9 protein-coding genes, 2 tRNA genes and 1 pseudogene are annotated in these 11,234 nt (G+C 61.4%); 8 read left to right on the top strand and 4 right to left on the bottom strand.

All coding sequences use genetic code 11. From position 1 onward, the window contains the following. From B2994_RS00840 to B2994_RS00850, 3 genes and pseudogenes are all read left to right on the top strand, one after another. Window positions 1-211, top strand: a pseudogene (locus B2994_RS00840) (ribosomal-protein-alanine N-acetyltransferase); the annotation flags it as partial. Continuing rightward, window positions 208-1,251: a tRNA (adenosine(37)-N6)-threonylcarbamoyltransferase complex transferase subunit TsaD gene (gene tsaD, locus B2994_RS00845; RefSeq protein WP_291526517.1), complete on the top strand. Its 1,044-nt coding sequence runs from the start codon at window positions 208-210 to the stop codon at window positions 1,249-1,251. The pseudogene B2994_RS00840 and the gene tsaD, both read left to right, overlap by 4 nt. A 108-nt stretch (window positions 1,252-1,359) precedes the next feature. Then, window positions 1,360-1,432: transfer RNA gene (locus tag B2994_RS00850), tRNA-Asn, on the top strand. 108 nt (window positions 1,433-1,540) lie between these two features. Here B2994_RS00850 and bsh read toward each other — a convergent pair. Then, window positions 1,541-2,488 (bottom strand): choloylglycine hydrolase, encoded by a 948-nt coding sequence (gene bsh / locus B2994_RS00855; protein ID WP_291526518.1) that lies wholly within the window; start codon window positions 2,486-2,488, stop codon window positions 1,541-1,543. A 147-nt stretch (window positions 2,489-2,635) separates the two neighbouring features. Further along, a tRNA-Asn gene (locus B2994_RS00860) sits at window positions 2,636-2,708 on the bottom strand. Between the two features lie 282 nt (window positions 2,709-2,990). On the opposite strand from B2994_RS00860, the gene B2994_RS00865 reads away from it, so the two are divergent. Continuing rightward, window positions 2,991-3,647 (top strand): M23 family metallopeptidase, encoded by a 657-nt coding sequence (locus B2994_RS00865; RefSeq protein WP_291526519.1) that lies wholly within the window; start codon window positions 2,991-2,993, stop codon window positions 3,645-3,647. 51 nt (window positions 3,648-3,698) lie between these two features. Next, the gene (locus B2994_RS00870; RefSeq protein ID WP_291526520.1) at window positions 3,699-5,510 is read left to right on the top strand and encodes an AMP-dependent synthetase/ligase; all 1,812 of its coding nucleotides are present in this window, start codon (window positions 3,699-3,701) and stop codon (window positions 5,508-5,510) included. Between the two features lie 13 nt (window positions 5,511-5,523). Here B2994_RS00870 and B2994_RS00875 read toward each other — a convergent pair whose 3' ends face one another. Both B2994_RS00875 and B2994_RS00880 read right to left on the bottom strand, forming a co-directional pair. Continuing rightward, the gene (locus B2994_RS00875; protein WP_291526521.1) at window positions 5,524-7,125 is read right to left on the bottom strand and encodes a substrate-binding domain-containing protein; all 1,602 of its coding nucleotides are present in this window, start codon (window positions 7,123-7,125) and stop codon (window positions 5,524-5,526) included. A gap of 165 nt (window positions 7,126-7,290) precedes the next feature. Continuing rightward, entirely contained in the window at window positions 7,291-8,511 is a 1,221-nt protein-coding gene (locus B2994_RS00880; RefSeq protein ID WP_291526522.1) for an NADP-dependent isocitrate dehydrogenase, read from the bottom strand. A 156-nt stretch (window positions 8,512-8,667) separates the two neighbouring features. Here B2994_RS00880 and B2994_RS00885 point away from each other — a divergent pair, with 156 nt between their 5' ends. From B2994_RS00885 to B2994_RS00895, 3 genes are all read left to right on the top strand, one after another. Beyond that, window positions 8,668-9,792 (top strand): GuaB3 family IMP dehydrogenase-related protein, encoded by a 1,125-nt coding sequence (locus tag B2994_RS00885; RefSeq protein ID WP_291526523.1) that lies wholly within the window; start codon window positions 8,668-8,670, stop codon window positions 9,790-9,792. 134 nt (window positions 9,793-9,926) lie between these two features. Continuing rightward, a complete protein-coding gene (locus B2994_RS00890) occupies window positions 9,927-10,382 on the top strand; it encodes an Rv3235 family protein (RefSeq protein WP_291526524.1) in 456 nt (151 codons plus the stop codon). A gap of 43 nt (window positions 10,383-10,425) precedes the next feature. After that, window positions 10,426-11,234: AMP-binding protein (locus tag B2994_RS00895; RefSeq protein WP_291526525.1), on the top strand; the 809-nt coding region annotated here is incomplete at its 3' end.

The following is an 11,234-nucleotide window of genomic DNA, read 5'->3' on the forward strand; positions in this document are numbered from 1 at the left end:
GGGGGCCAACCGCCTTCTGCTAGAGGTGCGAGTCGATAACGAGCCCGCCTTGGCGTTGTATCATCGGTTCGGATTCCAGCGCATGGGATTGAGGAAGCGCTATTACCAGCCGGAAGGTGTGGACGCCTACACCATGAGCCTCGACCTTAGGCCACGGATCGTCGGATTCGCCGCCAGCCCCAAGCAGTCGACCATCGAAGGAGCAAGATGAGTGCACCAATCGTACTCGGCATCGAATCCACCTGCGACGAAACCGCGGCCGCCATTGTGCGAGGGCGCGAACTTTTGTCCAACATCGTGGCATCGTCCATGGAGGAACACGCACGGTACGGCGGCGTCATTCCCGAAATAGCCTCAAGGGCCCACGCCGAAGCGTTTGTGCCGTGTGTATCCAAGGCGCTGGCCGATGCGCATATGATGCTTGACGACGTGGACGCCATCGCCGTATCCGCCGGCCCCGGCCTGGCCGGATGTCTCGCGGTTGGCGTTTCCGGCGCGAAGGCGCTGGCATGGGCCGCCAACAAGCCCATCTACGGCATCAACCATGTGATCGGCCATATTGCGGTCACGCAGTTGCAGTTCGGGGCGTTTCCCGCCGATACCCTGGCCCTGATCGTGTCTGGCGGCCATACCTCGTTGCTGCACGTGAAGGATATGCCATGCTCGATCGGCGTGGTGGGCACCACATTGGATGACGCCGCGGGGGAATGCTTCGACAAAGTCGCCCGACTGCTGGGGTTTCCATATCCGGGAGGTCCGTACATCGACCGGCATGCGCGGCAGGGCGATCCGAAGGCCATCGCCGTGCCCCAGGCGCTGACCCAGGGTCAGGCTGGCGCCAAGCATCCGTATGACTTCAGTTTTTCCGGCGTGAAAACCGCTGTTGCCCGTTGGGTTGAGCAGCGGCAGGCGATGGGGGTCGACATCCCGGTCGATGACGTGTGCGCGTCCCTGGCGGATTCCGTGGCCACGGTGCTGGCCAGAAAGGCGATGCGCGGATGCGAACAGTATGGTTCGCAAACGCTGATTGTCGGCGGCGGCTTCTCCGCGAATTCGCAATTACGCGCCAAGCTGCTTGAATACGGTGAACGACATGGCGTCGAGGTGCGCATCCCGCAGCTCAAGCTGTGCACCGACAATGGCGCTATGGTCGCCATGCTTGGCGTCAATTTGGTCGAAGCCGGAGTCGCTCCCAGCGCACCCGATTTCCCCATTGACTCGGCGATGCCGTTGACACGGGTTGCGATGTGATCGCCTAGGCGACGCATAAGACACGCCGGGAAGCAACGACTTGCATCGTTGCGACATTTCGCGTATATTATCCATCTGTTGCCGTTCGATAAGAGCGGTGGCCGTTATTCCTGCGTAGCTCAGTTGGCAGAGCATCCGACTGTTAATCGGACGGTCGCTGGTTCAAGCCCAGCCGCAGGAGCGGATATCAGGTCCCTTGATGAATCGAGCTCATCAGGGGACCTTTGTGTATACCCGAACAAATGTCGAGGAGGATGGCCCGGCGCGGGGAACGCGCCGGGGAGGCGGATCAGGCGGTGATCAATCCATCGGAGTCCATGTCGAAATCGGCCATGGCGTAGGAGCGGATGGCGGGGTCCTCATAGGTGTTCATGTAGTAGGTGTTGGTCTTCGAGGAATACCCGCTGGTGAACAGCGTGCGCTCGAACTGGCCGTTCGGCATCTTGGCCATGCCCTCGACCATTTGCACGGAGCCAAGTGTGTGGAACAGGCGAGACACGTTGGAGTCCTCATCGCCCTGCTGCGGATAATGCGTGTTCGTATAGGCTACGCGTACGAAGCGGGACGGCGAGCTGACATCGCCTGGAATGCCATGCATGCTCACGCCGGCGCCCCATGCGGTGAGTTCGGCCTTGCCCCACGTGCTCGGCTTGGCCATTTCGTTGTCGACACACATGTAATTGCGCAGATTCTCCATATGGAAATCAAACGTCGGCTGGTTGGTAAGCACGTCGACGTCGTCGTGATGAATATGCATGCCGTCGGCCATCTGCTCGACGACGATGCTGCGCTTCCCGTCGCCGATGAACCAATGCAGCAGGGATTCCTGCTGGCCTGGAACGATCTGGGAGACGAGCGTCACATTCTTCAATGCCGTTTCAACCTCATCCACCGTGTCGAAATTACGGGCGACCCACAGCGGGAATTCGAACGTGGCGACGTTTTCGGTGCCAGCGACCGGCTCATGCGCAAAAGAGGCATATCCGGGAAAATTCAACCCCGCAACGGCCAGTCCGTGCTCGTTGGCGCAGTCGAAATACATTGGACGGTCCGCTATAACCACGCCCACGCCCAGCACCGCGTTCGGATCGCTGCTGCCGATGGCGCCGAACGCATAATCGTAGCGGTAGCCGCGGGGCGTGGCCAGAATGGTCTCTCCGTAGGAGAATCCCCAATCAAGGTTCCGTCCAAAATACATGTTGCCCTCATCGTCCGAGAAACGAACACCAGTGCACATAGTGGACTCCTTCCGTCTGCATAGATTTTTCGTGTGTATCCATGGTATGCCATCCGTCCGGGGAATGGTCTGCGACCCGCGTCCGCATCCGGCATTCGTCGAATATAAAAAATCCCCCTGATCATCTCGGGGGGATTCTGCTATTCGCTCCTGCGGCTGGGCTTGAACCAGCGACCGTCCGATTAACAGTCGGATGCTCTGCCAACTGAGCTACGCAGGAATAGGCAGTGGCCTTTTCTTCGGCGCACAAGTCACATACAATACCGCGTTCATTCAAGAATGCAAATTACCCGCATGTCGGCATGTCGCCTGCAAGGCTGTACTTGCCATCTCCAACGCCGGGGATTCCGCGAATTCGCCGGCTGCAAGCGGTGCGGGGGCACAAGAAACGGGCATGAAGAACACGCCGACATTCGACCACACTGTTACGAGCATTGGACCCCCGACGATTCGGCAGGCATGATGACATCAGAGGTGGCGGTTGCGACGGCCTGGAGGAATCATGGGGCGGAACACCGACTGGATATGGAAACGGCAGCGAAGAGTGGCGGCGAGACAGCGGAAATATCAGCTACGCCGTGAGCGGCAACGCCGCTTGGCCAGCATGCAATATGCGATGCTGCTATGCCTCGCGGCGACTGTATCCGCCGCGGTTTCGATCAACGCGGTAGAGGTTCGCCCCGCATTCGGAACGGAGGTCGACGGCGTGTCGGGATGCCGGACATCCATGAGCTGGCCGTTGAGCGTGGATTCGTCCGTCCCTACTGTCGTCAAGCCGTTCAAGTCGCCTCCTCAGCCATGGCTCGCGGGGCATCGGGGCGTCGATCTGCAGGTGGATGCGGATCAACCGACGATCATCTATGCGCCGATGGATGGCGTTGTGTCATTCGCGGGCACAGTCGCAGGCAAAAACGTGGTCAGTGTGCGTCATGCGACGCGTACGTCGACGTTTGAACCTGCGCAAACCGACCTCGCGGTGGGGGTCGCCGTGAATCGCGGCGATGCCATGGCGAGAGTGGAGGGACGTAGCGACCATTGTGATGCGATCTGCCTGCATTGGGGTGTAAAAACCGAAGCCGGCTCCTATATCGACCCGGCGTCCGCAGCCCTGCCGCATCGGATTGTCCTGAAACCGGTCCAAAGGCTGTATGGACGATAAGCCGCCCAACGAACGGGTATGATGTGAAACATATGCTAGCGAGGAGCGCACATGAAGAGAGAATTCACTCGTCCGCAGCCGGAAGCCATTGACTATGACGCCAATATCTTTTCGATTTTGGAGGAGCGCGTTGCGCGAACGCCCGACGACTCCCTGATCGAATACAAAGACGGGGACGGCGTATGGCGATCGTTTACCGCCACGCAGTTTCGGGATCTGGTGATCTCGCTGGCCAAGGGGCTCATGGCCCGGGGCATCGAACAGGGCGACGCGGTGTCCGTCCTGTCGAAGACGCGGTGGGAATGGACCGCCCTTGACATGGCCATCATGTCGATCGGCGCGCTCACGGTACCGGTCTACGAGACGAATTCCCCGGCTCAGGTGCGCATGATCTTCAATGACTCCAAGGTCAAAATGGCTTTTGCCGAAAATGACGCGCAGCGCGACAAAATCGAATCCATTCGCGATCAGGTGACCGATCTCGGCGACGTCTATGTGATCGACCTTGGGGCCATTGAAACGATACGGGCGTTCGGCAATACCGTGTCCGACGAGGAGTTTTACCAGCGGGAGCGCGCGGTGAGGGGCTCCGACCTTGCCACCATTGTCTATACTTCCGGTTCGACGGGAACCCCCAAGGGCATTGAACTGTCGCACGGCGGTTTCGTCTTCATCACCTATTCGGGCGTGCGTTCCATGCCGGATATCGCCATGAAGCCCGATCGCAGGCTGCTGCTGTTCCTGCCGCTTGCCCACGTGTTCGCCCGATACATGCAGTTCTTCTGTTTCGCCGGCAACGTCACGCTTGGTTTGTCAAGCAATCTGAAAACCATCCTCGCGGATTTCAATTCGTTCAAGCCCACCTTCGTGCTTGCGGTGCCCCGTATTTTCGAGAAGATCTACAACGCGGCCTCGCAGAAGGCCGGCAGGGGATTCAAGGGCCGTTTGTTTGCCGACGCGGCGCGGACCGCACGCGATTGGTCCCGTGCGCAGCAAGCAGGCGAAGGCATCCCGCTGCCCGTTGCGGCGAAGCACGCGCTGTATGCCAGGCTGGTCTACTCGACCATCATGAGCGTGTTCGGCGGACATGTGGAGTATGCGGTTTCCGGCGGCGCCCCGCTCGATTCCTCGATCGCGCATTTCTTCAACGGCGTGGGGCTGCCGCTGCTGGAGGGTTATGGCATGACGGAGACCTGCGCCCCGGCCAGCGTGAATCCCACGGTCGGCTACAAAATCGGCACGATCGGCCTGCCCATGCAGGGCATCAGCTTTGGTGTGGACGATGATGGCGAACTGTGCATCAAAGGACCCAGCGTCTGCGTCGGATACCACAACCATCCTGAAATCACCACCCGTCAATTGGTGGACGGCTGGCTGCATACCGGTGACCTCGGCGACATCGACGACGAGGGGTTCATCACAATCACCGGGCGCAAGAAGGATCTCATCATCACGGCCGGAGGCAAAAACGTGTCGCCCTCCGAGCTTGAGGTCGCCGTCATGGTTTCCCCCGTGGTAAACCAATGCGTGGTCATTGGCGACCGGAAGCCGTTCATCGCCGCCCTGATAGCCCTGGACCTTGCCGAGACCAATGCCTGGCTCACCGCTCAGGGGGCTCATCCGGCCGCCGATCTCGAGGAGGCGGCGGCGAACCCGATTGTCAGGGCGGAGGTGGAGCGGGCTGTGGACGCGGCCAACAACCAGGTGTCCCGTGCCGAATCGATCCGCAAATACGAGATTCTCACAGACGACCTGAATGAGGAGAACGGCATGGTCACGCCCAGCCTGAAGGCCCGGCGCGAGGCGATTACCGAACGATACCGCGACCTGATCGAACGGCGTATCTATACGGGCAAGCGCTGAAAGCGCCCGTCCCTTACAGTCCGGCGTCGGCTGGCGTGATGTATCCGGTGTCGATCAGCATGGTTTTGAGATTTGATGCGGCCACTGCCAATTGGTCCTTGACGATGGCAGCGACCGAAGTCCCCTGGTAGTCGGCGGCGGTCAGCCCGTCGATCTGACTGGGGTCGTCGTTGGCGGCGTATGCGGCCACGACCTTCGCCAGCAGCGTGGCGGTGTCCTTGCGGTTGGCGAGCGCGGTCATCCATTGCTTGCCGTTGACGATATGCGTGATGGTGTCCGCATAGGCCCCATATCCGGTTACGATCGGCCAGGCGGTGGCCGAGGAGACGTCATTCGTCGAGGAGAACGGCAGTTTGATGCCGGAGGAGGCGGATGCGCCGGGCGATGGGGACGGCGCCTTGCGTGGCGAGGGCACGGCGCGTTTCGACAGGTCGATCTTTCCCGTCAGGCTTCCCACAATGCCGGAGATGCTGATCTCGGGGTTGATGTCGGCCGAGGAGCCGGTGTACCCCAGGTCCGTCAGCGCCGTGACCACCTGCGAGGAAACGTAGTCGTTCATGGCGATAATGCCGTCAATGTGTTTGAGCTGTGAGGCGTTTGTCGCCTGGGAATTGCCGAGACGTCTGGTGAGTTCCCTGCCGGCCGCATCGTCGGATGACGGGTCGAAGGTGACTGCCTTCCAGTCGTCGTCCGTGGTGGCGGATGAGAGGTATCCGGATGGGCTGACCGCGCGTCCGTCGGAGAAATACGGCCCCAGCACTTCCCAGATGCCGGCGAATGCTTCCTGGGCGAAGGTCGTGTCGACGGTTCCGTTGCCATCTGCGCCCGTTGAACTCAGCGGGATCATGACTTCGATGGATTTGGGATTTTGCGGGCTGGTGGCGTCGAGTTTGAGTTTGCGGGCCAATTGCTCCGCCTGGATGTGGCCGATGGCTTTGGCGGTTGTGAACGGGACATAGAGGTCGGGGGTGAATCCCTGAAGCTGGTTTGACAGTATCACGACGCGCGCGCCGGCCTCGTGCGCGAGGGTGAGTGCGGACACGAGTCGTTCGCCGGCCTGGCGCTGGGTCTTCTGCTGGTCGGTTTCCCCGTCGACCGGTTCGGCGTTCCATGTGACGTCCTGCCGCACGTAATCGCCATATTGCCGCGTGACCTCGTCCGTCTGGCTGACGGGCGCCACAATCAATGTGGTCGATGCCATGGCGTTGGTGTCGGCAAGATGCGAAACGACGTAGTCCTCCACGTCCTGGCTTTGTTTGTCGAGATCGGTCGCGGTGCTGGTTTTCGTTGTGACGTTGGCCGCGGTCTCGGAAGAGTCGGCGGCGGCGTCCTTGACGGCTTTTTGGATGTCCGAGGTGAGGACCGCCCATTTGTTGATCGGTGTGTTGTTGGATAGCGTTATGCCGTCCGCCGGGGTGAAGATGGCCAGATTATATGCGTCGGAGCCGGCAGCGGTCCCCGTGGAAGTCGCGGCCGTGGTATTCGAGACGGCTGGATCGCCGGTACCGCCGACGGGGGAGCAGGCGGCGAACGCCGCCGCCATGGACAGGGTCGCCAAGCATGCCGTGGCGCGGCGCATCCACTGCCGCAGCCTCTTGGCTGATGTCAAGTTCAAGGAATTCGCACCTCACCGGTCGGCCAATCGTTACGCACGATCCACCTTACTACCGATTGCCATTCGAGAAGACAGGCCGTCCCGTGGGCGAACGAGGGCCGGACGGGATGATTCCGGAGGCGCCCCCCTCCTCGAAGCGCCTCCGGAATCGTTCGACGAGAATCGCTACTCGGCAAGCGCCTTGGCGAGGTTCTCGTCCAGTGCGTTCATGAAGCCCTCGGTGTCGAGCCAAGGTTGGTCGGGGCCGATGAGCCTGGCGAGATCCTTGGTCATCTGGCCGCCTTCCACCGTGCCGACGATGACCTTCTCCAGGGTTTCGGCGAAATGGCGCACCTCGGGGGTGTTGTCGAGGTCGGCGCGGTGCTTGAGGCCGCCGGTCCATGCGAAGATCGATGCGATCGGATTCGTGGAGGTCTTTTCGCCCTTCTGCCAGCGGCGGTAGTGGCGGGTGACGGTGCCGTGCGCGGCTTCCGCCTCGACGGTCTGGCCGTCCGGGGTCATGAGCACGGAAGTCATCAGTCCCAGCGATCCGAAGCCCTGGGCCACGGAATCGGACTGCACGTCGCCGTCGTAGTTCTTGCAGGCCCAGATGTAGCCGCCGTGCCATTTGAGCGAGCTGGCGACCATGTCGTCGATGAGGCGGTGCTCGTAGGTGAGTCCTTCGGCCTCGTAGCGATCCTTGTATTCGGTTTCGAAGACTTCGGCGAAGATGTCCTTGAACTGGCCGTCGTACGCCTTGAGGATCGTGTTCTTGGTGGACAGGTACACGGGGTAGTGGCGCATGAGTCCGTAGTTGAAGCAGGCGCGGGCGAATCCCCTGATGGAGTCGTTGACGTTGTACTGCACCTGCGCCACGCCGCCGTCCTGACCGTAGTTGTACACCACATGCTCAATCGGCTCGCCGCCGTCCTCGGGGGTGAAGGTCACCGTGAGCGTGCCGGCGCCGGGAACCTTGAAGTCGGTGGCCTTGTACTGGTCGCCGAAGGCATGGCGGGCCACGACGATCGGCTTGGTCCAGCCGGGGACCAGACGGGGCACGTTGCTCATCACGATCGGCTCGCGGAAGATGGTGCCGCCGAGGATGTTGCGGATGGTGCCGTTGGGGGACTTCCACATTTTCTTGAGGCCGAATTCCTTGACGCGGGCCTCGTCCGGGGTGATGGTGGCGCATTTGACGCCGACATGGTGCTTGAGAATGGCGTTGGCGGCGTCGATGGTCACCTGGTCGTCGGTTTCGTCGCGATGCTCGATGCCAAGGTCGTAGTAGTCGAGATTGATGTCAAGATACGGAAGGATGAGCTTGTCCTTGATGTCCTTCCAGATGACGCGGGTCATCTCGTCGCCGTCGAGTTCCACAACCGTGCCTTCGACTTTGATCTTGCCCATACATGCCTCCTTGTAATGTCGGTGGGCCCATTGGTGACAGCAATACCAGATGTATGTTTCAACGCACAACATATGGGACGGTATTCGGAACGGACGGGGGAAGGCCCCACGCGCATGCCCGCCGCAAAGTCACAGTGCCGCATTAGCCTAGGGAGCATGTCTCAGGAAATTGAAATCGGTTTGGGCAAGAAGGCTCGCCTCGCTTATGCCCTTGATGATGTGGCCATCGTGCCTTCCCGTCGCACCCGCGATCCCCAGGACGTCTCGACTTCGTGGCAGGTTGACGCCTACGAGTTCGACATCCCGGTGATCGCCGCGCCCATGGATTCGGTGACAAGTCCCGCCACGGCCATCGCCATGGGCAAGCTCGGCGGCCTTGGCGTGCTTGACCTCGAAGGATTGTGGACTCGTTACGAGGATCCGCAGCCGTTGCTGGGCGAGATCGCCGCATTGGATTCCGCCCATGCGATTGAGCGCATCCAGCAGATCTATGCGGAGCCCGTCAAGCCCGAACTCATCACGCAGCGCCTGCACGAGATCCGCGATGCCGGTGTGACCGTGGCCGGCGCGCTGTCTCCGCAGCGCACCCAGCAGTTCTATTCGACCGTCGTCGATGCCGGAGTCGACTTGTTCGTGATTCGCGGCACCGCGGTGTCCGCCGAGCATGTTTCCCAGACGCATGAACCGCTGAACCTCAAGAAGTTCATCTACGATCTCGATGTGCCGGTGATCGTGGGCGGCGCCGCCAATTACACGGCGGCCCTTCATCTGATGCGCACCGGAGCCGCCGGCGTGCTGGTTGGATTCGGCGGCACCGCGGTGTCCTCCACACGCACCACCATCGGCGTCCAGGCGCCGCTGGCCACCGCCATTTCGGATGTCGCCGAGGCCCGGCGAGACTACATGGACGAGTCGGGCGGGCGCTACGTGCAGGTTATCGCCGATGGCGGCATGGGTGATTCCGGCAATTTCGTCAAGGCCTTTGCGCTTGGCGCCGACGCCGTTATGCTGGGCACTCCGCTGGCGCGTGCCGCCGAGGCGCCCGGCAAGGGCATGCACTGGGGCGCCGAGGCCCGCCATCAGACCCTGCCGCGCGGTTATCGCGTCAATGTGGGCACCGTGGCGCCGCTGGAGCAGATCCTGTTCGGGCCGAGCCATCAGGCCGATGGCCGTGTGAATTTCATCGGCGCGCTGCGTCGTGCGATGGCCTCCACCGGGTACGTGAACGTCAAGGACTTCCAGCGCTGCGATATGGTGGTTACGCCATACGCTGCCCACTGATCCGGGCGTGTAAGTTATCCACGGTTGTCCACTTATCCACAGCGTCCCGGTCGGGAATTGACCGGGACGCTTCGTCGTACTAGAGCTCATAGTAAGGCCTCAGTGAGGGCCGGGAGAAGAACGAAGGAGTTACTATGAGCCAGCCGGACACCTTTGAAGTGGACTTGCCCATCTTGCCCAACGGGCAATCCGTTCATCTGCGCATTTGCCGCTATGTGCCCGAAGATCTGTCGAAGCGCGACTGCATCGGACTGGGCGGCGCCGCGGCGCGCCTGGCGTGGCGTGCCATGGACGTGGTGCGTGGCAAGCTGCCTGCCAGCCGCCTCGCCAATGCGGTCAGCCCCACGGCGGCGCGCAAGCTGGAAACGATGGCGCTGCTGTACCGCGGCCATCTGCAGCGGCATCCCGAATTGCGTCAGCGGGCTTGGCAGCTGCCGGTCGAGCCCCGCGGCATTGACGCAGTGGTCCGGGCTTCCGATCACGTGGAGGCTTGGGTGCATCTCACCATCGCCCAGACCAGCTACTGGTCGACGGTGATCTTCGATTACGTCGGCACCCGGTGGATGTGCACGGCGCTCGATCTGGGATGAAATAGGCGCCGCACTGACAGGACGCTGTTTTATAGTGGTGTCCATGCTCAAGGAGTTTGTCGAACCGATCAAATACACAACCACCGAAGCCGACACCGTGTTTTCGCTGCTGGCGCGCCGCGCGAAACGCAATCCCGACGAAACCGTCGCCGAATGGCAGGATGAGAAGACCTTCGCATGGCATCAGGTCAGTGCGGGCGAGATGCTCGGCCGTGCGAGGGAGGTGGCCAAGGGGCTGCTGGCGCTGGGGGCGACCAAAGGCGAACGGGTGATCGTCTATTCGCCGACATGCTACTCGTGGGGCGTGGTCGATTTCGCCTGCGCCGCCATCGGTGCGGTGCTGGTGCCGATCTACGAGACGGATTCCATTCAGCAGGCTTCCAACATCATCGACGAGGTGAAGCCCATAGTCGCGTTCTGCGGAGATTTCGATCACGCCCAGGCGCTGGAGCAGATCCGCGACAACCATGGCAACACGCTGCGCAACGTCTTCAACTTCAAGGCGGAGGGGCTGGATGCCGTCGCCGATTTCGGCCGGGGCGTGTCGGATGCCACGCTGGATGCCGCGATTGCATCCATCACAGCCGACGACGTGCTCACCATCGTGTACACGTCGGGCTCCACGGGGCGTCCCAAGGGGGCGATGCTCTCCAACCGCAACTACACGCATATCGTGCTCAATGGATATGAGATCCTGCCGAATATGCTGTATAACGACAATCGCCTGCTGCTGTTCCTGCCGCTGGCGCATTGCTTCGCCCGATACATTCAATATGTGGCGATCGGCGGCCACGGAGTGATCGGCTATCTGCCGGGCGCCAAACGCCTGCTGGCCGATTTGCGCAGCTTCAA

It is taken from the genome of Bifidobacterium sp. UBA744 (assembly GCA_002298605.1).
Taxonomy (GTDB): Bacteria; Actinomycetota; Actinomycetes; order Actinomycetales; family Bifidobacteriaceae; genus Bifidobacterium.

Bases quoted from the DNA above. Each gene is read 5' to 3' on its own strand.
- B2994_RS00885 (WP_291526523.1), top strand. From the start codon at position 8,668: ATGTCTCAGGAAATTGAAATCGGTTTGGGCAAGAAGGCTCGCCTCGCT.
- bsh (WP_291526518.1), bottom strand. From the start codon at position 2,488: ATGTGCACTGGTGTTCGTTTCTCGGACGATGAGGGCAACATGTATTTT.
- tsaD (WP_291526517.1), top strand. From the start codon at position 208: ATGAGTGCACCAATCGTACTCGGCATCGAATCCACCTGCGACGAAACC.
- B2994_RS00865 (WP_291526519.1), top strand. From the start codon at position 2,991: ATGGGGCGGAACACCGACTGGATATGGAAACGGCAGCGAAGAGTGGCG.
- B2994_RS00880 (WP_291526522.1), bottom strand. From the start codon at position 8,511: ATGGGCAAGATCAAAGTCGAAGGCACGGTTGTGGAACTCGACGGCGAC.
- B2994_RS00890 (WP_291526524.1), top strand. From the start codon at position 9,927: ATGAGCCAGCCGGACACCTTTGAAGTGGACTTGCCCATCTTGCCCAAC.
- B2994_RS00870 (WP_291526520.1), top strand. From the start codon at position 3,699: ATGAAGAGAGAATTCACTCGTCCGCAGCCGGAAGCCATTGACTATGAC.